Genomic DNA, 26,468 nt, shown 5'->3' on the forward strand with positions numbered 1-26,468 from the left:
TTCGCCGACAGGCCCAATACTGGCGACCGGTTTGCTTCGCTGGACGGCAGGCCGTGATCGACAGTCCAGGGGTGCGGAGTCTGTTTTGCCATTGAAAACCTATCTGGTCGAGGACAACCAAGTCATCGTCGCCAACCTCACCGAGACCTTGCAGGAACTGGCCGATGTCGTGATGGTCGGTTACGTCGCCGAAGCGCAGACGGCGTCGCAATGGCTGCGCACACACACGAACGATTGGGACCTGGTCATCGTGGACCTGTTCCTGCGCCAAGGCAGCGGACTCGAAGTTCTCGCAGCGCTGCGCGATCGTGCCACGCGCCAGCGCGTGATCGTCGCCAGCAACTACGCCACCCCCGAAATGCGCTCCCAATGCAAGGCGCTGGGCGCCGACCGGGTGTTCGACAAGTCGACCGAGATCGACGCGCTGGTCAGCTACTGTCTCGCTGCGGCGTGACGGCTGCCGCGCCGACGCGCTCGGCGATCCAGGCGGCGAAGGCGCGCTCGGCCTCCATCCGGAACGCATTGCGCGTGTGATTGCACACGGCATGCGCCAGCCGCCGGTACTTCGGCTTGCGCACGCTGCCCATGGTGGCGTCGAGCAGATGCTCGATGGTGGCCGACTCCGGGCGATCGTGCGGCGGGTCGAAGTCCATCGGCAGGCCGCACCAATGGCAGCGCTCGCCGAAGGTCGATCGCAAGGCCTTCACGCTCATGCGTCAAGCCGAGCCGCCAGCGTCGTCAGCGCTTCGCCGACCGGCTGCGCCACCTTCAGCGTGATCAGTTCGTCGGCCCGCGTGCGCCCCAGGTTGACGACCGCCACCGGCTTGCCCGCGGCAACTGCCGCCTGCACGAAGCGAAAGCCCGAATAGACCATCAGCGACGAGCCGGCAACCAGCATCGCGTCGGCTGCGGCCAGCGCGGCGAAGGCGGCTTGCACCCGGTCGCGCGGCACGCTCTCGCCGAAGAACACCACATCGGGCTTGAGCATGCCGCCGCAGACGGCACAGTCCGGCACGTCGAAAGCCGCGAAGTCGCGCCCCTCCAGATCGGCATCGCCATCGGGCGCGGCGTTCGCCTCCAGCGCCGCCCAGGCGGGATTGCGTTCGCGCAACTGCTGCTGCAGGTCGGCGCGCGGCGTGCGGGCCTCGCAGCCGAGGCAGCGCACGGTGTCGATGCGCCCATGCAGGTCGATGGTCTTCCGGCTGCCGGCGGCGTGGTGCAGACCGTCGACGTTCTGCGTCAGCAGCATCTCGACGCGGCCCGCGGCCTCGATCCGCGTCAGGGCGTGGTGCGCAGCACCCGGTCGGGCGGTCGCCATGGTGGGCCAGCCGACCAGGCTGCGCGCCCAGTAGCGCCGGCGGGTGAGCGCATCGCCGGTGAACGCCTGGAAGGTGACCGGCGACGGCCGCTTCCAGTCACCGTTGACGTCGCGGTAGTCGGGGATGCCGGAATCGGTGCTGCAGCCCGCACCCGTCAGCACGAAAAGGCGCGGGTGGCGCTCGGCAAAGTCGGCGAGCGAGGCCAGGTCGGGCGAGGCGGCAACATCCATGGCGTCAGCGCCTTACCGGAACTGCTTTCGCAGGAAGGGCTTGTGCCGCTCGATGTGCGCGAGCTGCGCCTCGGCGACGAGGCCGCCCAGGTCGACGCCGTCGCCGTTGAGCACCGCATTGGCCTGCACCAGCGCACGGGCCACGACCTCGTCCTCGCTCACCCCGACCTGGGCGGCCAGGTCGAGCGCCACGCGCTTCATGGCGCGTTGCGACAGCATCCACATCGCACCGAAGGCGTCCCATGCGGCCGCGGCTTCCTTGAAGCGCTCACGCTCGGCCAGGATTTCGTTGAGCGGCTTCGCCAGCAATTCGTTGACCGCATCGAGCTGCTCGCTCAGCGCCGCATGGCGTTCCCGGGCTTCGCGCAGTGCATCGGCCGCGCTGTCGGCCGGCGGGGGCACCGGTGCAGCGAAGCTCCCGTCGGCGCCGGGGCGGGGAATCTGCAACTGGTCGGTGAGAGACATGTCGGACTTCCTGACGTCGTATGAACTCAGACGCCGGTCAAGGAACGGTAGGCGTCGCGCGTCTTCGGCGACACGGAGGCCAGCGCCATCGCGTGCGAAGTGCCGTGGCGCAGTTGCAGACGCGCATTGGCCACCGCGCGCGAACGGCAGAACCAGTGGCAGGTGTGCTGCATCAGAAAGAGCTCGGCCGACATCGTGAAGGCCTTGGCCTTCGCGCTTTGCCCTGCCACGTTGGCAGCAGCATCGGCGATACCGCGCGCATGGATCGCGAAAGCCTCCCGCGCATCGAAGGTGGCGGCGGGCAAAAGGCGGTCGACCATCGGCACGGCGATCGGCAGCTTGCTCACGCGTGCTTGGGCGGCGTCGACCTTGGCGAAGCCGGCGGAAAATCGTTCGAACTGGGACGCCAGGCTCTGCTCGCTCTGCGCCAGCAGCGACCAGATCTGCGCCTGACGCTCGGTGTCGCTCTCACCGAGACAGCGCAGGTAGCCCTCGGTCAGCGTCTCCATCAGCTTCTCGATCTGGTATTGACCGAGGTGACTGCCCAGCAGACGGATGCGACGGGCCTGCGCCGTGGCCTTGAGAACGTAGAGGCCGATGGCGGCGAAGACCGCCAGGGTGAAGAATTCCATGCGATGCGCGAACGACGTGGGTTGAGAACGAACGTCGAGTGTAGTGACCGCGCCGCACGCGCTGGCAACGCCAGCCGTCGCGCAGCGCGGTACGTGGCCCTTACTTGGGCAGCAGCACCTTGTCGACCACGTGGATCACGCCGTTCGACTGCATCACGTCGGCGATGGTCACGGTGGCGGAGCCGCCCTTCTCGTCGGTGATCATCACCTTGCCGCCGCTGGTCTTGGCGACGAGCGTGCCGCCGGCCACGGTCTTGAACGACGTGGATCCCTTGCCGTCCTCGATCATCTTCATGAGCGATTTCGCATCGACCTTGCCCGGCACCACGTGGTACGTGAGGATGCTCGTGAGCGTCGCCTTGTTCTCCGGCTTGAGCAACGTGTCGACGGTGCCGGCCGGCAGCGCGGCGAAGGCAGCGTTGGTCGGTGCGAACACGGTGAACGGGCCCGGGCCCTTGAGCGTGTCGACCAGTCCGGCAGCCTTGACCGCGGCAACCAGCGTCGTGTGATCCTTGGAGTTGACGGCGTTGTCGATGATGTCCTTGTTGGCGTACATCTGTGCGCCGCCGACCATCACCTGGGCGTGGGCCGTGACGGCACCGACGGACAGCGCGGCGGCGAGCGTGAGAGAAGCGAGGTGCGAGAACTTGGCTGGCATGAATGACTCCTGTTGGATAGGCCGCCACGGAGATGCGTGGCGACGTCTCTTCATACGCAACGAGTTCCGGCGTGGATTCCAGCGCACCGCCTTGCAACGCTTCGCGCGGCCTTCTCCTACACCAGCGGGTTGATCACCCCCGCGGCCGGGATGTTGCCCTTGCCCTTCTGCTTCTCCGTGAAGTTGAAGAGGTCGCTGATCTTGAACTGGCCATCGGCCGAGGGCAGTTCCTCGCCCGCCTTCGGCGGGTTGCCCAGCAGGCTCTCGGGGTCGTCCTTGAGCAGACCGACGAAGACCTCGGCGACGATGGCCGCGCCGGTCGGCCCGAGGTGCTGGCTGCCGGCCTTCACCTCGGCCTCCTTCAAGAGATAGAACCACAGCGGCGTGTGCTCGCCGATGTTGAACTTCTTGATCACGGCGCCACCGGTGCCGCTCTCCAGTTCGGCCTTGGTCAGCAGCGGCATGCCCATCCGACCAGCCACAGCCTGGCCGGTGGGCAGCTTGTAGTGCATCGAGCCACGAAGCAGGTTCAGCGCGGCGAGTGGCCGCCCGGGCGGCGCGCCGATCATGAGCTGGTCGGAGATCGACGCGTCGATGGCGGCGGCCATCTGCGGCGCGCGGCCCAGGTCCGGGAAGAAGGCGCCGAAGTCGAGCAGCCAGTTCGTCGGGTACTGCAGCAGCGGCCCGCCGGGCGCCGTGGCGAACCCGTCGCCAGTGAAGGCGAAGGCCAGTCGGAAATCGGTGCCGGCGCCGAACACCCGGTTGAACTCGTACTTGGAGCGCACCATGCTGTGGCCGAAGCGGTAGGCCGCCCCCGAGAACTCGAGCGGGATGAAGGGCTCGGTGGCCAGCTCGCCGGGGCCGATGCGATAAAACTTCAGCTCCGTCATGGCGTCGTCGACAGCCTGCTGCCCCACGATGAGCGGCAGGAACTGGTTGAGCAGGATGCGCTGGTAGTGGTGAATCACCAGCCGGCGCACGTCGAGAAAGGACTTCTCCGGGAACGCCAGGCAGATGGCATTGTGGAAGTGCAGCATCGTGCGATGCAGCTGCGCGACGATCAGGTTCTCGTCGTTGCGCTTGTCGCCGAGGATGGCCGTCGCATCGCCCTGCAGGAAGCAAGTGCGCGGCAGATCGTAGGCGGCGCCGTCGAGCGCATGCACCTGCGGCAGCTCGGTGCCCGGCCCCGGTCCTGAATCCTTCACCGGCCCCAGGATGAACTGGTTCGCGCTGGTCTCCGTCTGCCGCCGATAAAGGAAAGGCTGGTCGCGCGGCCCCGAGCCGTAGAGGCTGTCGAGGTCCAGCGCCGGCGAGCGGAAGTTGACGAGGTCGCCCACATCCACTGCGTTCTCGCCGAGGCTGGTCGGGTCGAAGGTGATGTCGTGGTCGACGAACTGCCCGAAGTAGGTGAAGCCCGCCGGAATGACGCCGGGCGTCGGGTTGGTCACGGGCGCATGCATCGCTGCGCCCAGTTCCTCGGCCACCTGCGCATCGGTCGTCGGGCTGCCGGTGGTCCACGGGCTGGTCGACAGCTCGGGGAACAGGAAGCCGAAACGGCCTGGCTTGACCATGTTGCTGCGCACCGGGTCGGCATTGGCGGTGCTGTAGCCATGGCTGCGGGGCGGCGGTGGTGGGGCGTTCTTCTTCATGACGGTCTCCTCGGAGGTGGCGTGGGCGTTCATCGTGGAACTCCGCGCGCTGACGCGGAGGTGTCGGCCACCCGTGCGGAACGGACGCCGATGCAGCGCATGGCCTCGTGGCGGGGGGTCGCAACCCGCGCGTTCACCGAGGCGTGGCTATTGAATGCCGATCGCCTGGTTTCTCCAATGCTCGCGCCGCGTGCATCGGCCATAGGCCGACTCCACGAAAGTCGGAGCCCCATCCTGCAGAAGTGGTAGTGCTGGCGCGCACGCAACGCGCCGTGTGACAGCGTGTGTACGCGCTCGTTCGAACGCGACGGAATTCGCGACGGGCGTGGCCGTCGCGACGTGAGTCGCACGGCCCGCCGAATGACCTGCCGAGCGCTACTTGCGCAGGCCCTGCAGCTTGGCGAAAGCGCTCGCCATCTGGCCCGCGGGCTGCGGCGCGTTGTCGCGGCGCGCACCCTGCTGCTGACCGCGGCCTGCTCCTTCGAAGCGGTTGTCGCGCGGCCCGTCACGGCGCGCAGGTGCTGCGTCGAGCCGCATCGACAGCGCGATGCGCTTGCGTGCCACGTCGACCTCCATCACCTTGACCTTGACGATGTCGCCGGTCTTGACGATCTCGCGCGCGTCCTCGACGAACTTGTTGGCGAGCTGGCTCACGTGCACCAGGCCGTCCTGGTGCACGCCCAGGTCGATGAAGGCCCCGAACTGCGCGACGTTGCTCACCGTGCCTTCGAGGATCATCCCTTCCTTCAGGTCGGCGATGTCGTCGACGCCGTCGTTGAAGCGCGCCACCTTGAAGTCCGGGCGCGGGTCGCGGCCGGGCTTCTCGAGTTCGCCCAGGATGTCTTTGACCGTGATGACGCCGAACTTCTCGTTGGCGAACAACTCGGGCCGCAGCGTCTTGAGCATCTCGGCGCGGCCCATCAGCTCGGCGATGGGCTTGCCGGTCTTTTCCATGATCTGTTCGACCACCGGATAGGTCTCCGGATGCACACCGGTCACGTCGAGCGGGTTGCTGCCGCCGCGCACGCGCAGGAAGCCGGCGCTCTGCTCGAAGGCCTTCGGGCCGAAGCCGGTCACTTCGAGCAGCTGCTTGCGCGTCGCGAAGGCGCCGTTGGCCTCTCGCCATCGCACCACCGCCTTCGCCACGCTGGCCGACAGGCCCGACACGCGCGACAGCAGTGGCACGCTGGCCGTGTTGAGGTCGACGCCCACCGAGTTCACGCAGTCTTCCACCACCGCGACCAGCGTGCGCGCGAGCTCGCTCTGGTTCACGTCATGCTGGTACTGGCCAACGCCGATCGACTTGGGGTCGATCTTCACCAGCTCGGCCAGCGGGTCCTGCAGGCGGCGCGCGATGCTGGCGGCGCCGCGCAGGCTCACGTCGACATCGGGCATTTCCTGCGAGGCGAATTCGCTGGCGGAGTACACCGAGGCGCCCGCCTCGCTCACCACCACCTTGTCGATGGCCATCGGCGGCGCGCCGGCCTGCTCGGCCATCTTCGCGAGCAGCTTGATGAGGTCACCGGCGAGCTTGTCGGTCTCACGGCTGGCGGTGCCGTTGCCGATGGCGATGAGGTTCACGCCGTGCTTGGCACATAGCTTGCCCAGCGTGTGCAGCGAGCCTTCCCAGTCCTTGCGCGGTTCGTGCGGGAACACGGTGGCCGTCTCGACCAGCTTGCCGGTCGCATCGACCACCGCGACCTTCACGCCGGTGCGGATGCCGGGGTCCAGCCCCAGCACCACGCGCGGGCCGGCAGGCGCAGCGAGCAGCAGGTCGCGCAGGTTGTCGGCGAAGACCTTGATGGCCACCTTCTCGGCCTCTTCGCGAAGGCGGGTGAACAGGTCGCGCTCGGTCGAGAGCGCCAGCTTCACGCGCCAGGTCCAGGCCACGCACTTGCGGATCAGGTCGTCGGCCTTGCGGCCGGCATGGCTCCATCCCAGATGCAACGCGATCTTGCCTTCGGCGATGGACGGCTTGCCCGGCTCGGGCTCGACCGGCAGCACCAGCTTGGCATCGAGGATGTCGAGCGCACGGCCGCGGAACACGGCCAGCGCGCGGTGCGACGGCACGCGGCCGATCGGCTCGTCGTAGTCGAAGTAGTCGCGGAACTTGGCAACGTCGGCGTTGTTCTCGTCCTTGCCCGCCATCAGCGTCGACTTGAGCAGGCCCTCGGCCCACAGCCATTCGCGCAGGCGCTGCACCAGTGCCGCGTCTTCGGCCCAGCGCTCCGAGAGGATGTCGCGCACGCCGTCGAGCACGGCCGGCACGGTGGAGAAATCGGCGCCCGGCTTGCCGTCGTCGAGTGTCTCGGGCGGCTTCAGGAAGGCCTGCGCCTCCACGGCCGGGTCGAGCGTCGGGTCGGCGTAGAGCTTGTCGGCCAGCGGCTCGATGCCGAACTCGCGCGCGATCTGGCCCTTGGTGCGGCGCTTCTGCTTGAAGGGCAGGTAGAGGTCTTCCAGCTCCTGCTTGGTCGCCACATTGGCGATGGCGGCGCGCAGCGCGTCGGTCAGCTTGCCCTGTTCGTCGATGCTCTTCAATACCGTTTCGCGGCGATCGTCGAGCTCGCGCAGGTACGACAGCCGCGCCTCGAGATCGCGCAATTGGATGTCGTCGAGGCCGTCGGTCACTTCCTTGCGGTAGCGGGCAATGAAGGGCACCGTGGCGCCGCCGTCGAGCAGCTCGATGGCCGCCTTCACCTGGTGCTCGCCGACCTTGATTTCAGCGGCGAGCTGGCGAATGATTTTCTGCATGGTTGAAACGAATCCTGAGACACGTGCCGCACTGACGCCGGCACGCTATGGAGGGCAGCCGGCTCGCCGGCCACCGCGTTGACTGCGCCTGAAGCGCTCTGAGAACCAGCACGGAAGTTTGCCATAGGGCTAGATGCGAGAGCACCGGATCCGCCGAGGTCACAGCGCGGCGCCCAGGAAACATTTAGACCCAATCATTACTCCCATCGAAACCTGTGGGGGCGCGAGTCCTACGCCAGCCTGCGTCGGTGGCGGGCATATTGCACTGCACCAATCGACGTCGACATGTCGACATCTCTCCACCCGGTGCGACCCGCGCCTTGTGCGTCGCAGGCGCAGGAACCCACGCATGACTCGGAAAACGGGGCGATTCGCCTATTTGGACATCGGCCGTGTCTTGGCCTGCGTGCTCGTGGTGCTGTACCACGCGGGGGGCACCGCCTCGCTGCCGAAGTACTTCGGGAGCCACGAACTCGAAGAGATCGTCGCGCTGGGTTATGTGCGCATGCCCTTCTTCTTCGCCATGAGCGGCTTCCTGTTGTCCTGGATCTACCTGCGCTCCGACAGCGGCGTTTCCGCCGTGACCTTCGTCGCCAAGCGGCTGGCACGGCTGTTCCCGCTTTACTGGATCGTGCTTTGCGCGGTGGCCGCCATGCAGATTTTCGTGTCGCGGCAGCCCGATGCGGTCCCCACCGGCTGGGGCTGGTGGGCGACTTTCTTCCTGCTGCCGCAGGACCCGAGCGCCGTCGGCGGCACCGGTGCGCCCGTCATCTACCCGGCCTGGGTACTGCAGTACGAACTGGTGGCGTACCTGCTGCTCGCGGCGGCACTTTCTTCGCCGCTGCTGCGACGCGCCTACCTTTTCGGCTTTCCGCTGCTGTATTTCTTTCTCAACGACAGCAGCATCTTCCTGCTCAGCTTCATCGGGTCGAAGTGGCTGCTGATCTTCTGGTGCGGTGCGTTCGCCGCCTGGATGGCGAACAGCCTGGAGGAGAAGCACTTTCGGTGGGCACTGGGCGGCGCGCTGGCGTGGCTCGCCTGGACGGGGCTGGTTCAGTATTCCGCGTCCAGCGGCGCGATGTCGGGCAACCTCGATATCGACCTGCTCTACGGCGTCGGCTTCGCGCTGCTGATGCTCGGGCTCGCACGCCGGCAGGCGGCCACCAGCGTCGGCGGGGTAGCGAGCATCGGTCGCCGAGGCATGGAGAAGGTGGCGCTGTGGTCCTACGCTATCTTCTTGTGCCATGCACCGGTGATCAGTCTGGTCTGCAAGGTCCTGGTGGCTGCCGGGTTCACCGGGTCGACCGGCTGGGAACTGGCGGTGGGGGGCTCGCTGCTGCTCTCGATCGCCGCAGGCGCCGTGGCGCACTGGACCGTCGAGGGGCCGATCGACCGGGCGATCCAGCGCATGACGGACGACCTGCGCGAACGGTATCGGGCGTGGGCGTCTTCGCGAGCTATGGGACACCGTGTCACGATCCGCGCGCGGGGCAACGGCGACGGGCCGCCACGGCGCTGACACGCGGAGTTCCATGTCCCTCGCAGGCAGTGCGGGCGCTTCATGCCGCCATCGGCGCAGCGAATCGGCCGGCTTACCGTGACGCCACGAGACCGGCCGGCGGCATGCCCGAGGAGCGCCAGACGGCCGTGCCATCGGGCCGATGGAGCGCCAGCACCCCGTCGTTTCCAAGCGCTGCCGAAGTCGCCCCCGCTGGGGCGTTGCCGCTTCGCCAGATCGGCAGCGGGTCGAGTCCATACAGCACCAGGTCGCCTTCGCTGCCCATCGTGAGCCGCGCCGACGGCTTGCCCGCGGTACCCGACTGCCAGCGCACGGTGCCGCTTGCGTACTCGGTCAGCACGAGGTTGCCGTTTTCTTCGAAGGCGAGACCGAAACGGCCGTCCGGTGACACCAGACGCTGGCCCGGGATCAATTGTTCGCCCGCCGCCAGGCGGTCCTTTGCCGCCGGCGCGGCGCCAGCCACGAAGCTCCAGTTGTCGATCTGGTGGGCGGTGGGCTGCTGGCCGGTGGCGGCCGTGAAACCGACATAGAGCTTGGCACTGTCGACCACGCTCGCCAGGTGGAGGTCGCGCTGTAGCACGGGCTGCGCCGGCTTGGCCCCGGCAGCCTCGCGCGAGAGGAACACCGACAACTGGCGAGCGCGCGCGTCGTAGTCCACCCACATCGTGTGCGCGAAGCCATCCGCCAGAGTGAACGGCCCATCGACATAGGCGTCGGCCAGCAGGCTGCCGTTGAGCAGAATGCCGATGTGGTTGCCGTTCGGGTCCTGACCCAGCGTGGCGCGGGTGTCGAGCTTGACGGCCACGCTGCGTCGGATGCCACCGTAGCCGAGGGCGCTCCCTCCCTCGCCCAGCGTGGAAGAGTCGTTGCCCTGCATCACGAAGGTCATGCCCTCGCCGCCGCCACTGCTCATCTTGAACTGGAACCGGGTGCTGAACGAGGTGTCACCGTTCAACGCTACCGGCGCCCGGTAGAAGGCCGAGCCGAGTTGCCCCACCTTCGGATCGGTCAGCATCAGCACCCCGGCGCTGTCGATGCGCGCCGAGCCATTGCGACCGACATCCGCCGTGCCGAGGAAGGACGGCAGATGCGCCGCCAGCGTGAACTGGGCCGGCACCGCGGTGCTGCCGATGCGCACGATCTTCGCGATGGACGGCACACCGGCATCGTCGAAGGCGAACACCATGTAGTGCCCCGGCGGCACCACGTTGGCGTTCTCGTTCAGCTGCATGGTGAGGCGGGTGCCGTCCTGGGTGAAGGGCAGTTCGAGAAAGCGCTGCTCGAAGTCGGTCGAGTGGGTCACAGAGCCGGTGCGCACCAAGGTCACGCGCTGGATCGGGCGCGACGACATCGCCGACATGCTGAAGTCCTGGCCCAGCGTCAGGTCGCCCTGCGCCGCCACGATCATCGGGCGCGGCAGGCGCCGGCCGCTGCCGTCTTTGGCGAACAGATAGGGCGGCGAATAGACCTCGCCGTTCAACTGCACCACCGGCCCGGGCGAGCCGCCGCCGACTGTGAGCACGGTGGCGTCGGGCAGCAGCAGCGCCGTGGAGTGGTAGAGGCGGTACTTCTGCGCCGACGCGCCGACGCTCCATCGACCGGTCTTCGGGTTCCAGAGGCTCGCCTCGAACGAGATGGCCTGGCCCGCGGCGCCGGGGGCCACGATCTGGCCGTCAGGTCCCGCGGTGATGGACGATGCGATGGCCAGGCCCGCACCGCCCGTGGCCAGCACCTGGCCGTCAGGCAGCACGGTGGTGGATGCCCAGACGCGGTTGCCGCCGAGGCCCTCGGTTTCGGTGACGACCGGTGTCGGTGTGTTGACGTCCACCACCGACACCTTGCCGTCGACTCGCGCGAACAGCGCCTTGCCCTTGTCGAACATGGCCCAGGGCAGGTACCACATGACGCTGGAGGGCAGCGCGCCGACCTGGGCCAGCGACCCGTTGCCGTCGGTGTTGATGCCGTACAGCGTGGTGCCGCTGGCCGCGACCAGTTGGCCGGTGGGAGCGAGCATCACCCGCGGATAGAACGGCTCGCCCTGCCAGCGGATGCCGGTGAGCGTGCGCCAGCCCTGGCCGGCGGTGTAGACCTCGGGATAGGCTGTCAGCACCCCACTCGCGTCTATGCCGGCGAGCACGAACACGCGACCGTCCGGCAGCGTGGTGAGCGTGTCGTACCAGCGCGCATAGTTCATCGGCGTGCCGGAGGCCTTGAGCGACTGCGCCACCGGATCGAAGAGATTGACGTCGGTCACGCCGGTGTTGGCCTTGCCCGCGTTCTGCCCGCGGGTGTCGCCGCCCGCGAGGAGCACCTGACCGGACACGGGCAACACCAATTGGGCATTGCAGAAAAGGTCGGTGCCGGTGGTCTGTTGCAACAGGGCATGCGCCTTCGTCACGGGGTTCCAGACGTCGTAGTAGAGCGGCGCGCCCTGCACCCCGCTCGGGCTGGTACCGTAAGTCATCACCTTGCCGTCGGGCGTCAGCACCGCATGGATGGCGTTGATCGGCCAGGTCTCTGGTGCAGACCACAGCCCCTTCGTGCCGGCCTCGCGCAGCTCTGGCGTGAGGGCCGGAACGGGCTGGGGCGGCTCGGGTGGCTGACCGGGGAACGTCGTGGTCGGTGGCACGGGGGCCGACGGTGAGGTGCCGGGATCGACCGGCGCGCCCGGCGTGTCCTGCTCGGCCGCGACGACGGCAGCCACCTCCGGCGTCATCCCGGCAGTGCCAGCACCCGCACTGACGCTCAACCCACCGTCTCCTGCAGCGCCGCCACCTCCCCCGCCGCAACTGGCCAGCATGGCCACCGCCCCCACGAACATGCCGGTGCGCGTCCACACGCCCACGGCTGCCGCATTCCTGTCGATCCATGCGTTCATTTCGACGCCTCCCTCTGATTGAGGAAGGCGTTATAGATTGAACACAAAAGTTCACCAAATGGGGCGGCAAGTTGTCGCTCTGCTTTGCGCAGTTGTGCTCACCTCCAGCCGCGGTCGCGAGACCACCCTCTTCCGCACTGTCTCCGACTTCCACTGGCTCGCCGGTGCCGAGCTGGCCGACACGGCGGCCGTCGCACGGTGCTTCCCTCGCTGCAGGCGACGTCGATGCGAATGAAGCAGGCGTTTGAAAAGGCATACTCCGCCTGCCCGGTTTTCGCCGGGCTCGCGCGACGGGCGGTGGAGGCCGTTCGCGCGTGATAACACGAAGTCAAAAAGGGAATGAAAAAATGAAAAAAACACTGGTACTGCTGGCGATCGTCGCTGCCGTCACAGCCTGCTCCAAGCAGGAAACGCCCCCCGCCGCACCGCCAGCGCCTGCGTCGGCACCCGCAGCTGCACCGGCCGCCCCCGCGCCGGCCGCGGCACCGGCGGCGTCGACGGCAGCCCCTGCCGCCCCCGCCACCAGCACGGCATCGGCCGATCTGCCCAAGGAATGCCAGGACTACCTCGACAAGGTGAATGCCTGCATCGGCAAACAAAGCGGGCCTGCCGCAGACGCGGTGAAGACGTCGATGGAGCAGACCAAAGCCGCCTGGGCCAGCTACGGCGCCAACCAGGCACAACTCGGTGCGGCCTGCAAGGCGGCGTCCGACGCCTTCGCCGCACAGGCGACGGCGATGAAGTGCTGATCGGCTGATCGGCCCCGATCCCCCGGCCAGGCCGGGGGATCCTCTCACCACACCATGACCGCACCACGCCCGCTCTGGAAAACCTTCGCGGTCTTTCTCGCCCCCATGCTGCTGAGCAACATTCTGCAGTCGCTCTCCGGCACGCTCAACAATGTGTACGTGGGCCAGATGATCGGCGTCGGCGCGCTGGCGGCGGTCTCCAGCTTCTTTCCGGTGATGTTCTTCTTCATCGCCTTCACCATCGGCCTGGGCGCCGGTGCGTCGGTGCTCATCGGCCAGGCCTGGGGAGCGCGCGACATCGCCAAGGTCAAGGCCATCGCCGGCACCACGCTCACGGTCGGCCTCGTCTTCGGAGGGGTGGTCGCGGTGTTCGGCGGCGCCTTCACCGCCCCCATGCTCAAGGCGCTTCAGACGCCGCCCGACATCCTGGAGGACGCGACGCGCTACGCCCGCATCATCCTGATCGCCATGCCGGGACTGTTCGTCTTCCTGCTGTCCACCGCCATGCTGCGCGGCGTGAGCGACACGGTGACGCCACTGCTCACGCTGGGCATCTCCACCCTCGTCGGTCTGGTGCTGACCCCTGCGCTCATCCGCGGCTGGGGCGGCCTGCCGATGCTGGGCGTGGCCAGCGGCGCAGCGGCCACGGTGGTGTCCTTCGTGGTCGCCACGGTCTGGCTGGCCTTCCGGCTGCGCCGCATGAAAAGCCCGCTGGCGCCGGACCGCGACTTCGCCCGGTGCATGCGCATCGACTTCGCGATCCTCAAGACCGTGCTGCGCGTCGGCGTGCCCACCGGCGTGCAGATGATCGTGATCGCGCTGGCCGAGATCGCCCTGCTCTCGCTGGTCAACAGCTACGGTTCCGAAGCGACGGCGGCCTACGGCGCCGTCAACCAGGTGGTGGCCTACGTGCAGTTCCCCGCCATCTCCATCGCGATCACGGCGTCGATCCTCGGCGCGCAGGCCATCGGGGCCGGCCACACGTCGCAGCTCGGCGCCATCGCGCGCACCGGGCTGCTGATGAACCTGGTGCTCACCGGCTCGCTGGTCGTGCTGGGCTACCTGTTCTCGCGCCGGCTGATGGGCTTGTTCATCACCAGCGCGGAGGTCATCGACATTGCCCAGACGCTGCTGCACATCATGCTGTGGGGTACGGTGATCTTCGGCATGGCGTCGGTGCTGTCGGGGATCATGCGGGCCAGCGGTTCGGTGCTGGTGCCGACCGCGATCTCGATCGTCTGCATCGCCCTGGTCGAGGTGCCGGTGGCCTACGTGATGAGCCACCGCATCGGACTCAACGGCGTGTGGATCGCCTACCCGGTCGCCTTCATCGCCATGCTCGCGCTGCAGACGGCGTACTACCGTCTGGTGTGGCGCAAGAAGGCGATTCGGCGGATGGTGTGAGCGCCCGCGGCGCTCAGGTGCCGTAGAGCGCCGAGCCTTCGCGCACGATGGCGCGTGCGCCGGCGCGCACCTGCTCGCGATCGGCCATGGTGGCCGGCTTGGCCACGCCGGTGCCGCCATTGGTGATCTGCACCGGCTTCAGCGCTTCGGTGCGCACCTCGGCCCGGCTGCGCATCGACTGGAAGGGCTGGGGCTGCAGGTTGTTCTCCTCGCCCTGGAACGCCTGAGCGCCGAAAACGGTGAAGCCGGCGAGTGCCGTGATGGCGATGCGTTGGATGTTCATGGTGAAGCTCCTGACGGTGGGATGAACGCGACCGGATGTCGCGGCGTGCATGAGGCCTCTGAGGCACCCACCTTTTTTCTACGCAGCGACGCGCCATCTGGATGTGCCGACGCGATGACGCCGCAGCGAGGCCACAATCACCCGATGCGTGCGCTGCTTCTCACCTTCTCCTGGCAAGAACTGCGTCATCACCCGTGGCGCAACGCGGCGGCCGTGGTCGCCGTGATGCTGGGCGTGGCGCTGGCCTTCTCGGTGCACCTCATCAACGCCTCGGCGCTCGACGAGTTCTCCAGTGCGGTGCGTTCGGTCAATGGCCAGCCCGACCTGGAACTGCGCGCCGCGCAAGGCAACTTCGACGAGGCGCTGTTCGCGCGCGTGGCACGGCATCCGCAGGTGGCGCTGGCCAGCCCGGTTGTCGAGATCGCGGCCACCGCGGTACTTGGCGAGCGGCGCCTGCCACTGCGCATCGTCGGCGTCGATGCGCTGGTGCTGCCGACGCTCGCGCCGGCGCTGATGCCGGTGCCGGCCGACGGCGCGGCGCGCTTCTCGCTCTTCGCGCCGGGCCAGGTCTTCCTCAACGCCGCGACGCGCACGGCGCTGGGCGACACGGCGCAACGCGTCACGCTGCAGATCGGCGCACAGCGCCGCGAGGTGCAAATCGCCGGCAGCGTCGCGGCCGGCGGCACGGCGCTGGCGGTCATGGACATCGGCGCCGCGCAGGAGCTGTTCGGCCGCATCGGCCAGCTCACGCGCATCGACCTGCGACTGGCCGACGGCACCGACCGCGCCGCTTTCACACGTGCGCTCGAAGGCGCACCCGACTGGCCGACCAACGTGCGCATCGCCGAGCCCGGCGACGCAGCCGAGCGGGTGAGCAACCTCTCGCGCGCCTACCGCGTCAACCTCACGGTGCTGGCGCTGGTCGCGCTCTTCACCGGCGCCTTCCTGGTGTTCTCGGTGCTGGCGCTCAGCGTCGCCAAGCGCGCGCAGCAGTTCGCGCTGCTGGGCGTGCTGGGCCTCACGCCGCGTGGCCGGCTCGGGCTGGTGCTGGCGGAATCGCTGATGCTCGGCACGGTCGGCAGCGCCGCGGGCATCGCGCTCGGCGCGGCGCTGGCGGCCTTCGCGCTGAAGGTGCTGGGTGGCGATCTGGGCGGCGGCTACTTCGCAGGTGTCGCGCCCACGCTGCGCTGGAGCAGCGGCGCCGCCCTGCTCTACGGCGTGCTGGGCGTGGCGGCGGCCGGTGTCGGCGGCTGGTGGCCGGCGCGTGCGGCGCAGTCGCTGCCGGAGGCGCAGACGCTCAAGGGCCTCGGCGCCACGGCCCCGCAGCGCGGTGGCCGGCTGGTGCCGCTGGCGCTGATCGCGATCGGCGTCGCACTCGCTCGGCTGCCGCCGATCGCCGACATCCCGGTCGCAGCGTACGTGTCGGTCGGCTTCCTGCTGGTGGGCGGCATCACCGCGCTGCCCTGGCTGATCGCGTTGCTGTACGACCGCATCGCGCCGGCCTTCGCACACCGCGTGCTGCCGATGCTGGCCATCGAGCGCGCGCGGCGCATGCGTGGCACTGCGGCAGTGGCGGTAAGCGGCGTGGTCGCAAGTCTCAGCCTGGCGGTGGCGCTGACGGTGATGGTCGCGAGCTTCCGCGACTCGGTCACGCGCTGGCTCGACGTGGTGCTGCCCGCCGACCTGTACCTGCGCGTGGCCGGCAGCGCGAGCGGGGACGACGCGGCCTTCACGCCCGCCTTCGTGCAGCGGCTCGCGCAATTGCCGGGCGTGGCGCGTACCGGCACGCTGCGGCTGCGCCCGTTGCTGCTCGACCCGGCACGCCCGGCCGTCTCGCTGATCGGCCGCAGCTTCGAGGACGGCGGCGCCGCGCGCACGCTGCCCCTGGTCGGCGAAGCGCTCCCGGTGCCCGCCGGGCAGATCGGCGTCTACGTGAGCGAGGCGATGGTCGACCTGTACGGTGCCACACCTGGCAGCACCTTCGCGCCGCTCGCGCAGGCCCTGGGCACGACGTCGACCTTCTTCGTGGCCGGCGTGTGGCGCGACTATGTGCGGCAGTTCGGCACCGTCACGATGGATGCGCGCGACTTCGAGCGCCTGACCGGCGACCGCAGCGCGAGCGATGTGTCGCTGTGGCTCGCGCCCGGCGCGGCCGAGGGTGAGGTGCAGGCGGCGGTGCGCCGGCTGGCGGCCGACGAACCGGGGCTGGGCGATGCGGTCGAGCTGGCGTCGGTGGCCCAGATCCGCGCGACCTCGCTGCGCATCTTCGACCGCAGCTTCGCCGTCACCTATTGGCTGCAGGCGGTGGCGATCGCCATCGGGTTGTTCGGCATCGCCGCGAGCTTCAGCGCGCAGGTGCTGGCGCGGCGCAAGGAATTCGGCCTGATGGCGCACCTGGGCTTCACCCGGCGGCAGGTGCTGGCCGTGGTCGCCGGCGAAGGCGCGGCGTGGACGGCCATCGGCGCCGTCGCCGGCCTGGCCTTGGGGCTGGCGGTATCGGTCGTGCTGGTGCACGTGGTGAACCCGCAGAGCTTCCACTGGACGATGGACCTGCTCGTGCCCTGGCTGCGGCTGGTGGCGCTGTGCGCGGCGGTGGTCGCAGCCGGCACGCTCACGGCCTGGCTGGCAGGCCGCGCCGCGGCCGGGCGCGACGCCGTGCTGGCGGTCAAGGAAGATTGGTAGGCGCCGCTCCCGCCCGACGCGCGATCGAACCCGCGCCGTCCCTTCGTCGTCTCACGCCGCAGGGGCCGGCGCCCGGGGCGCTCAGACAGGAAGCAAGACCTTGTCGATCGCGTGGACCACCCCGTTGGTCGCGAAAACGTCCGCGACCACGATGTTGGAGGCACGCCTGCGCTGGTCGGTGATTACCAAACTCGAACCGATCTGCAGCGTCTGTCCCTGCACCGTCGTGATCGGGGTGCCGATCGGGATGTCGGCGCGCAGCACACGACCGGGCACCACATGGTAGGTGAGCACCTTGGTCAGAAGCACCGTGTCCGCCAGCAGCGCGGCCTTCGAGACGCCGAGTTCGGACAACAGCGCCACGAAAGCATCATCCGTCGGTGCAAGAACCGTGAACGGCCCGGCACCCGACAAGGTGCCCTGAAGGTTGGCGGCAACGACGGCTTCAACCAAGATGCTGAACTGCGGCAACGCTTGCGCTGTCTCGACGATGTTCCGGTTGGCCGGCAACAGCACGCGATCCACGAGATGCACCACGCCGTTCGACGCCTGGATGTCGGTGGCGGTGATGCGGCTCGTTCGGTTGCGCCCGTCGGTGATGGTGAGCTGGCCATTCGGCGCTTCGACCTTGAACACGCCGCCCTGGACGGTCGTGACCGCCTTGCCGAGCGAAATCTGCGCTCGCTCCACCTTCGATGGCACCACGTGGTAGGTCAGCACGGCAGTCAGCAAGGCGCGATCGGCGAGCAACTGCTCCTTCGTCAAACCCAGTTCGTTCAGAAGGGCCGCGAAGGCGGCGTTGGTGGGCGCGAAGACGGTGAAGGGACCTGGGCCTTTGAGCGTGTCCACCAGACCCGCGGCAGTCACCGCCTCGACCAAGATGCTCAGGTCGGGCGTGTTCTGCGCTGTCTGCACGATGTCGGGGCGTGACGGATGATCATCGCCACCCCCACCGCACCCGGTCGCGACGACCGCGGCCGCCAACCCGGATCCAAGGACAAAGAGTCTGCGTTGCATAAGCACTCCATAGGTCTGAAGATTGAACCGCTCAATCCGACGGCCAAACGCAATCTTTTCGGTTCGGCGCGACACATACGGGCGAGGCGTTCGAATGGATCACGCGCCCCCAGCATCCTTGTAAGAGCGCGTTGCATCCTGGTTGCAACGCAGCAGCACGGGCCCGGCAAGGCCCAGGTCGATCACGTGAAGGTCGCCACTGTTAGGCTACGGAAAGGCCCGCCAACCCATGACGGACGGGCAGAGAGAAACCGAATGAACGACGACAACCCACTGGGCGGCCGCAGCGCCGCCGACTGGCGCAACGCCATCCCGCTCATCGACGACCTCGTCGCGCTGAAGGAACTGAGCTGGTTCAACCCCGGCATCGCGCCCACCGCGCAAGCCCTGGCCGATGTCGGTCTCGATGCATCCGACGTGGCCGCGGCCAGCGCGCGGCTGCAGCGCTTCGCACCATGGATCGCGCGCGTGTTCCCCGAAACGCAGTCCGCCGGCGGGCTGATCGAATCCGGCATCGCCGCACTGCCCGCACTGCAGGCCGCGCTGTGCCGCGAAGCCGGCATCGCACCGCAGGGCGCGCTGTGGCTCAAGAAGGACAGCCACCTGCCCATCTCCGGCTCGATCAAGGCGCGCGGCGGCATGTACGAAGTGCTGGCGCATGCGGAGCGCCTGGCCCTCGCCGCCGGCCTGTTGCAAGAATACGATGACTACGCGCGCCTCGACAGCGACGAATTCCGCGCCTTCTTCGGCCGGCACCGCATCGCCGTCGGCTCGACCGGCAACCTCGGGCTGTCGATCGGCCTGATGGGTGCGAAGCTCGGTTTCCACGTCACGGTCCACATGTCGGCCGACGCGCGCGCCTGGAAGAAGGCGCGGCTGCGCGCGAACGGCGTGCAGGTGGTCGAGTACGCGTCCGACTACAGCGCCGCCGTGGCCGAGGGTCGCCGCCAGGCCGAGGCCGACCCGCAGTGCCACTTCGTCGACGACGAGAACTCGACCGACCTCTTCCTCGGCTACGCGGTCGCCGCCGAGCGGCTGCAGAAGCAACTGGCCGCCGCAGGCATCGCCGTCGACACCGAGCACCCGCTCTTCGTCTACCTGCCCTGCGGCGTGGGCGGCGGGCCGGGCGGCGTGGCCTTCGGACTGAAGCTGATCTTCGGCGACGCGGTGCATTGCGTCTTCGCCGAACCCACGCACGCACCCTGCATGCTGCTGGGCGTGCGCACCGGCCTGCACGAGGACGTGGCGGTGCAGGACTTCGGCATCGACGGCGTCACCGCGGCCGACGGCCTGGCCGTAGGCCGGCCGTCGGGCTTCGTCGGGCGCGCGATGCAGCGCCTCATCGACGGCTACATCACGGTGAGCGACGACACGCTGTACCGGCGCATCGCGCAGATGGACGCGCTCGAAGGCGTGCGGCTCGAGCCCTCGGCCGTGGCGGGCCTGCCCGGCATGGTGCAGGTGCTGACCGAGACGCAGGGCTACCGCGAGCGGATGGGACTGTCCGAAGCGCGGATGGGCCGCGCCACGCACCTCGTGTGGGCCACGGGCGGCGGCATGGTGCCGGAGGACGAGATGGCCCGCTACCTGGCGCAGGGCCGCGCGCTCGCATGAATGCGATGCATCGCCGCGCCCTGCTGCTGGCGATGCTGTCGGCGCCCGCCGCCTGGGCGCTGCCGCCCCGTGCGCTGCAGTTTCCGCGCGACTTCGGCAGCCACCCCGAGCTGCGCACCGAGTGGTGGTACATCACCGGCCATGCGAAGTCGGGCACGCGTGAATTCGGCTTCCAGCTGACCTTCTTCCGCTCGCGCGTGGACGACACGCAAAGCATGCGCTCGGCCTTCGCGGCCAAGCAACTGGTGTTCGCGCATGCCGCCGTCACCGACCTGCAAGGCCGCCAACTGCTGCACGACCAGCGCATCGCGCGCGCGGGCTTCGGCATCGCAGCGGCCGGCGAGGCCGACACCGACGTACGCCTGCGCGACTGGACCTTGCAACGCAGCACCGACGGCCGCTACCAAGCCCGCCTGCCCGCCGGCGACTTCGCGCTGTCGCTCGACTTCACGCCGACACAGCCGGTGCTGCTGCAGGGCAGCGTCGGCCTGTCGCGCAAGGGGCCGCAACCCGAACAGGCCAGCTACTACTACAGCGAGCCGCAGCTCGCCACGCGTGGCCGGCTCACCGTGCAGGGCCAGGGCTTCGACGTCGAGGGCACCGCCTGGCTCGACCACGAATGGAGCGAGGCGCTGATGCACCCCGAGGCCGTCGGCTGGGACTGGATCGGCATGAACCTCGACGACGGCAGCGCGCTCACCGCCTTCCACCTTCGCCGCGCCGACGGCAGTGCGCTGTGGGGCGGCGGCTCGTGGCGGCCGCGCGGCGGTGCAGTGCGCAGCTTCGACGCCGACACGGTGCACTTCGAGGCGGAGCGCCGCTGGTCCAGCCCGCGCACGCGCGCCGCCTACCCGGTGCAGTGGTGCATCGACACGCCCGCCGGGCGCTTCACGGTGCGGGCCTTGCTCGACGACCAGGAACTCGACAGCCGCGGCTCGACCGGCGCGGTGTACTGGGAGGGGCTGAGCGAACTGCTCGACGAGCAGGGCCGGCGCGTCGGACGCGGCTACTTGGAAATGACAGGCTACGCGGCGCGGTTGCGGCTTTAGACAACACCACATGCTGCCTTCGCTCCAACGCACCAAAGTCCACCTGCGTCAATTCCTGCTCGGCCTGCGACCGGAGCGCGTGTTCGCCGACGCCACGGAACGCTGGCGCGCCGTGGCTGGCGCCGGCCTGGGCATCCTCGTCACGGCCCTGATCAGCCGCTGGTGGATCGGCACGGGTGCAGCGCAGCCCTGGCTCGTCGCGCCGCTGGGTGCGAGCGCCGTGCTGGTGTTCGCAGTACCGGCCAGCCCGCTCGCGCAGCCTTGGGCCGTGGTCGGCGGCAACACCTTGTCGGCCCTCGTGGGCGCCGCGTGCGCGATGCTCATCGGCGACCCGGCCTGGGCTGGCGCGGTCGCCGTGGCGGCCGCCATTGCGCTGATGTTCGCGTTGCGCTGCCTGCATCCGCCCGGTGGTGCGACCGCGCTGTTGACGGCGCTGAGCGCCACGGGTTTTCATTTCGCGCTGTCGCCCATGCTGGTCAATTCGCTGTTGCTCGTCGCAGCGGGCGTGGCCTACAACAGCCTCACAGGCCGACGCTACCCGCATGGTCGACGGCCACCGCCGGCGGCCGCCTCGGCCGGATCACGGTTCAGCGCGGCCGATCTCGATGCGGCGCTCGCGTACTACAACCAGGTGCTCGACGTGAGTCGCGACGACCTCGAGGCCCTGCTTCAGCACGCCGAAGCGGCTGCCTACGAGCGGCGCTTTGGCCTCCTGCGGTGCCGCGACATCATGTCGCGCGATCCGGTGTCGGTGCAGTTCGGCACCTCGCTGCAGGACGCCTGGGCGCTGATGCGCGAGCGCAGGGTCAAGGCCCTCCCTGTGGTGGACCGCGCCCGGCGCATCGTCGGCATCGTCACCGTGGCCGACTTCATGCGTCATGCGGACATCGGCCGCCACGAGGGCATCGGCGAACGGCTGCGCAGCCTGGTGCGGCGAAGCAGCGCGTCGCACGACGACAAGCCCGACGCGGTCGGTCAGATCATGACGCGCGAAGTGCGCGTGGCCAGCGAGGGGCGGATGGTGTCGGAGCTGGTACCGCTCTTCTCCGACGATGGACACCACCATATCCCGATCATCGATCAGGAGCGGCGACTGGTCGGCATCATCACGCAGTCGGACCTGGTCCGCGCCCTGCATCGCGCCGCCTGAGCCACCCGGTGCCCTCGGGTTCGAGGCTCAGGCGCCCTTGCCGCGACGCCGATCGATGAAGGCGATGATCTCGCCCATGATGCCCTTGCGGAAGGCGAGCACGCAGACCACGAAGATCAGGCCCGTGACCATGGTCACCGACTCGCCCAGGGTGTTGAACCAGTCGACCGTGGTGACGCGCGCCAGGAAATTGCCCAGCTCGCCGATCTTGTTCTCGAGCAGCACCACGACCGCCGAGCCGACGATCGGCCCAGACAGCGTGCCCAGCCCGCCCACCAGCGTCATCAGGATGACCTGGCCCGACGCCGTCCAGTGCACGTCGGACAGCGTGGCGAAGCCCAGCACCAGCGTCTTGAGCGAGCCTGCCAGACCCGACAGCGCCGCCGAGATCACGAAGGCCAGCAGCTTGAAGCGGGCCACGTCGTAACCTAGAGAGAGCGCGCGCGGCTCGTTTTCCTTGATGCCCTTGAGCACCTGGCCGAAGGGCGAATGGATGGTGCGCACGATCAGCAGGAAGGCCGCGACCACGACGACCAGCGCCACGTAGTACATCGTGAGGTCGTTCGACAGGTCGATCAGCCCGAACAGTTTGCCGCGCGGCACGCCCTGCAGGCCGTCCTCGCCACCGGTGAAGTTGGCCTGCAGCGCGACGAAGAACATCATCTGCGCGAGCGCCAGCGTGATCATCGCGAAATAGATGCCCTGGCGGCGAATCGCCAGCAGGCCGAAAAGCCAGCCCATCAACGCGCCCGTCAGCGTCCCGGCCAGCAGGCCCAACTCGGGCGTCAAGCCCCAGACCTTGATCGCGTGCCCGGCCACATAGGCCGAGCCGCCCAGGAAGGCGGCGTGACCGAAGGACAGCAGGCCGGTGTAGCCCAGCAGCAGGTTGAAGGCCGAAGCGAACAGCGCGAAGCACATGAGCTTCATGACGAACACCGGGTACGCCCCGGCGAAAGGCGCAACCAACAGTGCGACGAGCAGCAGCAGGTAGATGACAGTGGAGAACTTCTTCATACCGCGCTTCTTATTTCTCTTTGCCGAACAGACCGGCCGGACGAGTCAGCAACACGATCACCATGATCACGAACACGACAGTGGAGGAGGCCTCCGGGTAGAACACCTTGGTCAGGCCTTCGACAATGCCCAGGCCCAGGCCGGTGAGGATGGCGCCCATGATCGAGCCCATGCCGCCGATCACGACCACGGCGAAGACCACGATGATGAGGTTCTGCCCCATCAGCGGCGACACCTGCATGACCGGTGCCGCCAGCACGCCGGCGAAGGCGGCCAGCGCACATCCGAAGGCGTAGGTCAGCGTGATCATCAGCGGCACGTTGACGCCGAAGGCCTCGACCAGGCGCGGGTTCTCGGTGCCCGCGCGCAGGTAGGCGCCCAGGCGCGTCTTCTCGATGACATACCAGGTGGCGAAGCAGATCACCAACGACGCGACAACGACCCAGGCGCGGTAGTTCGGCAGCACCATGAACCCGAGGTCGGTGGCGCTCGACAGCGCATCGGGCGCGTCGTAGGCCAGGCCCGACACGCCGTACACCGAGCGGAACACGCCTTCGATCAACAGCGTGAGGCCGAGCGTGAGCAGCAGGCCGTAGAGGTGGTCGAGCTTGTAGATCCAGCGCAGCAGCAGCCGTTCGATCAGCACACCGAACAGGCCGACGATGATCGGCGCGGCCAGCAGCATCACCCAGTAGTTGATGCCGAAATACTCCATCGCCATCCAGCTGAGCACTGCCCCCAGCATGAACAACGCACCGTGGGCGAAGTTGATCACGTTGAGCAGACCGAAGATCACGGCGAGCCCCAGGCTCAGGATCGCGTAGAACGAGCCGTTGACCAGCCCCAGAAGGAGCTGGCTCAACAAGGCCGGCATGGAGATATTCATGGAAGACGCTTCAACAACAACGATCGAATGTTCGATTCAGGCGGCCCCTTGCCCGGCCGCCTGAGAGACCCGGCAATTACTTCCAGAGCGAGCAGCGCGACTCGGCCTTGGTCGTGAAGACGTCCTCGCCCTTGAGCTTCTGGACCACCTTGTAGTAGTCCCAAGGCTGCTTCGACTCGGCCGGCGACTTCACTTCCATGAGGTACATGTCGTGCACGAAGCGACCGTCGGCGCGCACGTAGCCCTTGGCGTAGAAGTCGTCGATCGGCGTCTTCTTGATGTATTCCATCACCTTGTCGGCGTCGGTCGTCTTGGTGGCCTGCAGAGCCTTCAAGTAGGTCATGGTGGCCGAGTAGTCCGCCGCCTGGATGTCGGTGGGCATGCGCTTGGTCTTCTCGAAGAACTTCTTGCCGAACGCGCGGGTCTTGTCGTCGAGGTTCCAGTCCCAGCTGGTGGTGAGCAGCAGGCCTTCGGTGTTCTTCAGGCCCAGGCTGTGGATGTCGGTGACGAACACCAGCAGGCCGACCATCTTCATCGACTTGGTGATGCCGAACTCGCGCGCCGACTTGATCGAGTTGATGGTGTCGCCGCCCGCGTTGGCCAGGGCCAGCACCTGGGCCTTCGAGTTCTGCGCCTGCAGCAGGAAGGACGAGAAGTCCGAGGTGTTGAGCGGCGTGCGCACCGCACCCACCACCGTGCCGCCCTTCTCCTTCACGACCTTGCTCGCATCGGCTTCGAGCGCATGGCCGAAGGCATAGTCGGCCGTCAGGAAGAACCAGTTCTTGTCGCCGCGTGCGATGACCGCCGCGCCGGTGCCCTTGGCGAGCGCCACCGTGTCGTAGGCGTAGTGCACCGTGTACGGCGTGCACTGCTCGTTGGTCAGCGCCGAACTGCCGGCGCCGTTGACCATGAAGACCCGCTTCTTCTCTTGCGCCACCTTGGCCATCGCCAGGCCGGTGCCGGAGCTGGTACCGCCGAAGAGCATCGTCAGGCCCTGCGTGTCGATCCACTCGCGCGCCTTCGAGGCAGCGATGTCCGCCTTGTTCTGGTGGTCGGCCGTGAGCAGCTCGATGGGCATGCCGTTGACCTTGCCACCGAAGTCGTCGATGGCCATCTGGATGGCCAGCGCGCCGTTCTTGCCTTCTACGTCGGCGTACAGGCTCGACATGTCGGTGATGAAGCCGATCTTGACCTTGTCGGTGGCCTGGGCGTACGCGCCGCCGGTGGCGAAGGCGATGGCCAGGGAGACGGCGGAGAGTGCGAGGGATTTTTTCATGTTCACGTCCAAGGAGGGTGGGATGGAAGAAAGCGACGGAAGGATCACTTCCAGAGCGCGCATTTGGTTTCGGCCTTGGTGGTGAAGACCTGTTCGCCCGGCAGCTTGGCCACGACCTTCAGGTAGTCCCAGGGCTTCTTCGACTCCGCGGGCGACTTCGCCTCGACCAGGTACATGTCGTGGATGAAGCTCCCGTCGGCACGGATCTGGCCCTTGCCGTAGAAGTCGTCGATCTTCATGCTCTTGAGCTGCGCCATCACCTTGTCCGAATCGGTGGTCTTGGCAGCGGCCACGGCCTTGAGGTAGGTGGTGGTGGCCGAGTAGTCGGCGGCCTGCACGTCGGTCGGCATGCGCTTGGTCTTCTCGAAGAAGCGGTTGGCGAACTTGCGCGTGTCGTCGTTCAGGTCCCAGTACCAGCTGGTGGTGTGCAGCAGGCCTTCGGTGTTCTTCAGGCCCAGGCTGTGGATGTCGCTCAGAAACACCAGCAGGCCGGCGGTCTTCATCGTCTTGTTGATGCCGAATTCCTTCGACGCCTTCACCGCATTGACGAAGTCGCCGCCCGCATTGGCCAGGCCCAGGATCTGCGCTTTGGAGTTCTGCGCCTGCAGCAGGAAGGACGAGAAGTCCGACGCGTTCAGCGGATGCCGCACGGTGCCGACCACGGTGCCGCCCTTGGCCTTCACCACCGTCGACGTGTCGGCCTCGAGCGCATGGCCGAAGGCGTAGTCGGCGGTCAGGAAGAACCAGCTTTTGCCACCCTTGTCGACCACTGCGCCGCCGGTGCCCTTGGCCAGCGCCACGGTGTCGTAGGCATAGTGCACCGTGTACGGGCTGCACTGCTCGTTGGTCAGGGCAGAGGTGCCCGCACCGTTGTTGAAGTAGACGCGCTTCTTCTCTTGCGCGACCTTGGCGGTGGCCAGCGCCGTGCCGGAATTGGTGCCACCGAACACCATCGTGACACCGGCCGTGTCGATCCACTCACGCGCCTTGGAGGCCGCGACGTCGGCTTTGTTCTGGTGATCGGCCGTGAGCAGCTCGATCGGCTGCCCGAGCGCTTTGCCGCCGAAGTCCTCGATCGCCATCTGGATCGCGGTGATCCCGCCCTTGCCTTCCAGGTCGGCATAGAGGCTGGAGAGGTCGGTCACGAAGCCGATCACGACCTTCTCCTGGGCCTGCACGACGGTGGTCGCCAGCAGGAGGGATGCAGTTGCCACGCCGATGGCGCTCAGTTTTCTTTTCATGG

Annotated in this window: 22 protein-coding genes; 8 read left to right on the forward strand and 14 right to left on the reverse strand. The window is 68.0% G+C overall.

Going from position 1 to position 26,468, the window contains the following annotated elements; genetic code table 11:
- Positions 1–85 precede the first annotated feature (85 nt).
- Complete coding sequence (locus ACSFA0_RS13470; RefSeq protein ID WP_435450668.1) at positions 86–454, forward strand: response regulator; 369 nt, start codon at positions 86–88, stop codon at positions 452–454.
- Here the strand turns inward: ACSFA0_RS13470 and ACSFA0_RS13475 are convergent.
- From ACSFA0_RS13475 to ACSFA0_RS13505, 7 genes are all read right to left on the reverse strand, one after another.
- Positions 429–713, reverse strand: a complete 285-nt coding sequence (locus ACSFA0_RS13475) for a hypothetical protein (RefSeq protein WP_435450669.1) — start codon at positions 711–713, stop codon at positions 429–431. The two genes, ACSFA0_RS13470 and ACSFA0_RS13475, sit on opposite strands and share 26 nt — an antisense overlap.
- Positions 710–1,549, reverse strand: a complete 840-nt coding sequence (locus ACSFA0_RS13480; protein WP_435450670.1) for an NAD-dependent protein deacetylase — start codon at positions 1,547–1,549, stop codon at positions 710–712. The genes ACSFA0_RS13475 and ACSFA0_RS13480 overlap by 4 nt, the downstream gene beginning before the upstream one ends.
- 12 nt (positions 1,550–1,561) lie before the next feature.
- Entirely contained in the window at positions 1,562–2,014 is a 453-nt protein-coding gene (locus ACSFA0_RS13485) for a hypothetical protein (protein ID WP_435450671.1), read from the reverse strand.
- Between the two features lie 26 nt (positions 2,015–2,040).
- Positions 2,041–2,646 carry a hypothetical protein gene (locus tag ACSFA0_RS13490; RefSeq protein ID WP_435450672.1) on the reverse strand — a complete coding sequence of 202 codons (606 nt, stop codon included), beginning with the start codon at positions 2,644–2,646 and terminating at the stop codon, positions 2,041–2,043.
- 100 nt (positions 2,647–2,746) lie between these two features.
- Positions 2,747–3,304 (reverse strand): fasciclin domain-containing protein, encoded by a 558-nt coding sequence (locus tag ACSFA0_RS13495; RefSeq protein WP_435450673.1) that lies wholly within the window; start codon positions 3,302–3,304, stop codon positions 2,747–2,749.
- Between the two features lie 116 nt (positions 3,305–3,420).
- Positions 3,421–4,986, reverse strand: a complete 1,566-nt coding sequence (locus ACSFA0_RS13500; RefSeq protein ID WP_435450674.1) for a peroxidase family protein — start codon at positions 4,984–4,986, stop codon at positions 3,421–3,423.
- A 342-nt stretch (positions 4,987–5,328) separates the two neighbouring features.
- Complete coding sequence (locus tag ACSFA0_RS13505) at positions 5,329–7,704, reverse strand: Tex family protein (RefSeq protein ID WP_435450675.1); 2,376 nt, start codon at positions 7,702–7,704, stop codon at positions 5,329–5,331.
- A 349-nt stretch (positions 7,705–8,053) separates the two neighbouring features.
- Here ACSFA0_RS13505 and ACSFA0_RS13510 point away from each other — a divergent pair, with 349 nt between their 5' ends.
- On the forward strand, positions 8,054–9,223 hold the full coding sequence (locus ACSFA0_RS13510; RefSeq protein ID WP_435450676.1) for an acyltransferase family protein: 1,170 nt from the start codon (positions 8,054–8,056) through the stop codon (positions 9,221–9,223).
- Positions 9,224–9,296: 73 nt separating this feature from the next.
- Here the strand turns inward: ACSFA0_RS13510 and ACSFA0_RS13515 are convergent, their stop codons facing one another.
- Positions 9,297–12,101, reverse strand: coding sequence for a galactose oxidase-like domain-containing protein (locus ACSFA0_RS13515; RefSeq protein WP_435450677.1), 2,805 nt, complete (start codon positions 12,099–12,101; stop codon positions 9,297–9,299).
- Between the two features lie 347 nt (positions 12,102–12,448).
- On the opposite strand from ACSFA0_RS13515, the gene ACSFA0_RS13520 reads away from it, so the two are divergent.
- Positions 12,449–12,850: a hypothetical protein gene (locus ACSFA0_RS13520; RefSeq protein ID WP_435450678.1), complete on the forward strand. Its 402-nt coding sequence runs from the start codon at positions 12,449–12,451 to the stop codon at positions 12,848–12,850.
- Between the two features lie 54 nt (positions 12,851–12,904).
- Complete coding sequence (locus ACSFA0_RS13525) at positions 12,905–14,254, forward strand: MATE family efflux transporter (RefSeq protein ID WP_435450679.1); 1,350 nt, start codon at positions 12,905–12,907, stop codon at positions 14,252–14,254.
- Between the two features lie 13 nt (positions 14,255–14,267).
- Here ACSFA0_RS13525 and ACSFA0_RS13530 read toward each other — a convergent pair whose 3' ends face one another.
- On the reverse strand, positions 14,268–14,537 hold the full coding sequence (locus tag ACSFA0_RS13530) for a DUF4148 domain-containing protein (RefSeq protein WP_435450680.1): 270 nt from the start codon (positions 14,535–14,537) through the stop codon (positions 14,268–14,270).
- Between the two features lie 144 nt (positions 14,538–14,681).
- Between ACSFA0_RS13530 and ACSFA0_RS13535 the strand changes: the two genes are divergently transcribed.
- On the forward strand, positions 14,682–17,219 hold the full coding sequence (locus ACSFA0_RS13535) for an FtsX-like permease family protein (protein WP_435450681.1): 2,538 nt from the start codon (positions 14,682–14,684) through the stop codon (positions 17,217–17,219).
- A gap of 81 nt (positions 17,220–17,300) precedes the next feature.
- Here the strand turns inward: ACSFA0_RS13535 and ACSFA0_RS13540 are convergent, their stop codons facing one another.
- Positions 17,301–18,236 (reverse strand): fasciclin domain-containing protein, encoded by a 936-nt coding sequence (locus ACSFA0_RS13540; protein ID WP_435450682.1) that lies wholly within the window; start codon positions 18,234–18,236, stop codon positions 17,301–17,303.
- Between the two features lie 255 nt (positions 18,237–18,491).
- On the opposite strand from ACSFA0_RS13540, the gene dsdA reads away from it, so the two are divergent.
- The 3 genes from dsdA to ACSFA0_RS13555 are packed head-to-tail and all read left to right on the forward strand — an operon-like array spanning position 18,492 to position 22,049.
- Positions 18,492–19,850, forward strand: a complete 1,359-nt coding sequence (gene dsdA / locus ACSFA0_RS13545; RefSeq protein ID WP_435450683.1) for a D-serine ammonia-lyase — start codon at positions 18,492–18,494, stop codon at positions 19,848–19,850.
- Positions 19,851–19,855: 5 nt separating this feature from the next.
- Positions 19,856–20,899: a lipocalin-like domain-containing protein gene (locus ACSFA0_RS13550; RefSeq protein ID WP_435450684.1), complete on the forward strand. Its 1,044-nt coding sequence runs from the start codon at positions 19,856–19,858 to the stop codon at positions 20,897–20,899.
- 10 nt (positions 20,900–20,909) lie between these two features.
- A complete protein-coding gene (locus tag ACSFA0_RS13555; RefSeq protein ID WP_435450685.1) occupies positions 20,910–22,049 on the forward strand; it encodes an HPP family protein in 1,140 nt (379 codons plus the stop codon).
- A gap of 27 nt (positions 22,050–22,076) precedes the next feature.
- Here ACSFA0_RS13555 and ACSFA0_RS13560 read toward each other — a convergent pair whose 3' ends face one another.
- The 4 genes from ACSFA0_RS13560 to ACSFA0_RS13575 form a co-directional block, all read right to left on the reverse strand.
- Positions 22,077–23,063, reverse strand: coding sequence for a branched-chain amino acid ABC transporter permease (locus ACSFA0_RS13560; RefSeq protein ID WP_435450686.1), 987 nt, complete (start codon positions 23,061–23,063; stop codon positions 22,077–22,079).
- Positions 23,064–23,073: 10 nt separating this feature from the next.
- Positions 23,074–23,949 (reverse strand): branched-chain amino acid ABC transporter permease, encoded by an 876-nt coding sequence (locus tag ACSFA0_RS13565; protein ID WP_435450687.1) that lies wholly within the window; start codon positions 23,947–23,949, stop codon positions 23,074–23,076.
- A gap of 76 nt (positions 23,950–24,025) precedes the next feature.
- Positions 24,026–25,225 carry an ABC transporter substrate-binding protein gene (locus ACSFA0_RS13570; protein ID WP_435450688.1) on the reverse strand — a complete coding sequence of 400 codons (1,200 nt, stop codon included), beginning with the start codon at positions 25,223–25,225 and terminating at the stop codon, positions 24,026–24,028.
- Positions 25,226–25,269: 44 nt separating this feature from the next.
- The gene (locus ACSFA0_RS13575) at positions 25,270–26,466 is read right to left on the reverse strand and encodes an ABC transporter substrate-binding protein (protein WP_435450689.1); all 1,197 of its coding nucleotides are present in this window, start codon (positions 26,464–26,466) and stop codon (positions 25,270–25,272) included.
- Positions 26,467–26,468: the final 2 nt, after the last annotated feature.

It is taken from the genome of Variovorax restrictus (assembly GCF_051216715.1).
In the GTDB taxonomy this organism is placed as follows: Bacteria; Pseudomonadota; Gammaproteobacteria; order Burkholderiales; family Burkholderiaceae_C; genus Variovorax.

Excerpts from the sequence above, each read along its gene's own strand:
- ACSFA0_RS13540 (WP_435450682.1), bottom strand. The coding sequence starts at position 18,236 with ATGCAACGCAGACTCTTTGTCCTTGGATCCGGGTTGGCGGCCGCGGTC.
- dsdA (WP_435450683.1), top strand. The coding sequence starts at position 18,492 with ATGAACGACGACAACCCACTGGGCGGCCGCAGCGCCGCCGACTGGCGC.
- ACSFA0_RS13520 (WP_435450678.1), top strand. The coding sequence starts at position 12,449 with ATGAAAAAAACACTGGTACTGCTGGCGATCGTCGCTGCCGTCACAGCC.
- ACSFA0_RS13495 (WP_435450673.1), bottom strand. The coding sequence starts at position 3,304 with ATGCCAGCCAAGTTCTCGCACCTCGCTTCTCTCACGCTCGCCGCCGCG.
- ACSFA0_RS13525 (WP_435450679.1), top strand. The coding sequence starts at position 12,905 with ATGACCGCACCACGCCCGCTCTGGAAAACCTTCGCGGTCTTTCTCGCC.
- ACSFA0_RS13570 (WP_435450688.1), bottom strand. The coding sequence starts at position 25,225 with ATGAAAAAATCCCTCGCACTCTCCGCCGTCTCCCTGGCCATCGCCTTC.
- ACSFA0_RS13565 (WP_435450687.1), bottom strand. The coding sequence starts at position 23,949 with ATGAATATCTCCATGCCGGCCTTGTTGAGCCAGCTCCTTCTGGGGCTG.
- ACSFA0_RS13505 (WP_435450675.1), bottom strand. The coding sequence starts at position 7,704 with ATGCAGAAAATCATTCGCCAGCTCGCCGCTGAAATCAAGGTCGGCGAG.
- ACSFA0_RS13475 (WP_435450669.1), bottom strand. The coding sequence starts at position 713 with ATGAGCGTGAAGGCCTTGCGATCGACCTTCGGCGAGCGCTGCCATTGG.
- ACSFA0_RS13510 (WP_435450676.1), top strand. The coding sequence starts at position 8,054 with ATGACTCGGAAAACGGGGCGATTCGCCTATTTGGACATCGGCCGTGTC.
- ACSFA0_RS13555 (WP_435450685.1), top strand. The coding sequence starts at position 20,910 with ATGCTGCCTTCGCTCCAACGCACCAAAGTCCACCTGCGTCAATTCCTG.
- ACSFA0_RS13535 (WP_435450681.1), top strand. The coding sequence starts at position 14,682 with ATGCGTGCGCTGCTTCTCACCTTCTCCTGGCAAGAACTGCGTCATCAC.
- ACSFA0_RS13485 (WP_435450671.1), bottom strand. The coding sequence starts at position 2,014 with ATGTCTCTCACCGACCAGTTGCAGATTCCCCGCCCCGGCGCCGACGGG.
- ACSFA0_RS13550 (WP_435450684.1), top strand. The coding sequence starts at position 19,856 with ATGCATCGCCGCGCCCTGCTGCTGGCGATGCTGTCGGCGCCCGCCGCC.
- ACSFA0_RS13560 (WP_435450686.1), bottom strand. The coding sequence starts at position 23,063 with ATGAAGAAGTTCTCCACTGTCATCTACCTGCTGCTGCTCGTCGCACTG.
- ACSFA0_RS13575 (WP_435450689.1), bottom strand. The coding sequence starts at position 26,466 with ATGAAAAGAAAACTGAGCGCCATCGGCGTGGCAACTGCATCCCTCCTG.
- ACSFA0_RS13490 (WP_435450672.1), bottom strand. The coding sequence starts at position 2,646 with ATGGAATTCTTCACCCTGGCGGTCTTCGCCGCCATCGGCCTCTACGTT.
- ACSFA0_RS13530 (WP_435450680.1), bottom strand. The coding sequence starts at position 14,537 with ATGAACATCCAACGCATCGCCATCACGGCACTCGCCGGCTTCACCGTT.
- ACSFA0_RS13480 (WP_435450670.1), bottom strand. The coding sequence starts at position 1,549 with ATGGATGTTGCCGCCTCGCCCGACCTGGCCTCGCTCGCCGACTTTGCC.
- ACSFA0_RS13500 (WP_435450674.1), bottom strand. The coding sequence starts at position 4,986 with ATGAACGCCCACGCCACCTCCGAGGAGACCGTCATGAAGAAGAACGCC.
- ACSFA0_RS13515 (WP_435450677.1), bottom strand. The coding sequence starts at position 12,101 with ATGAACGCATGGATCGACAGGAATGCGGCAGCCGTGGGCGTGTGGACG.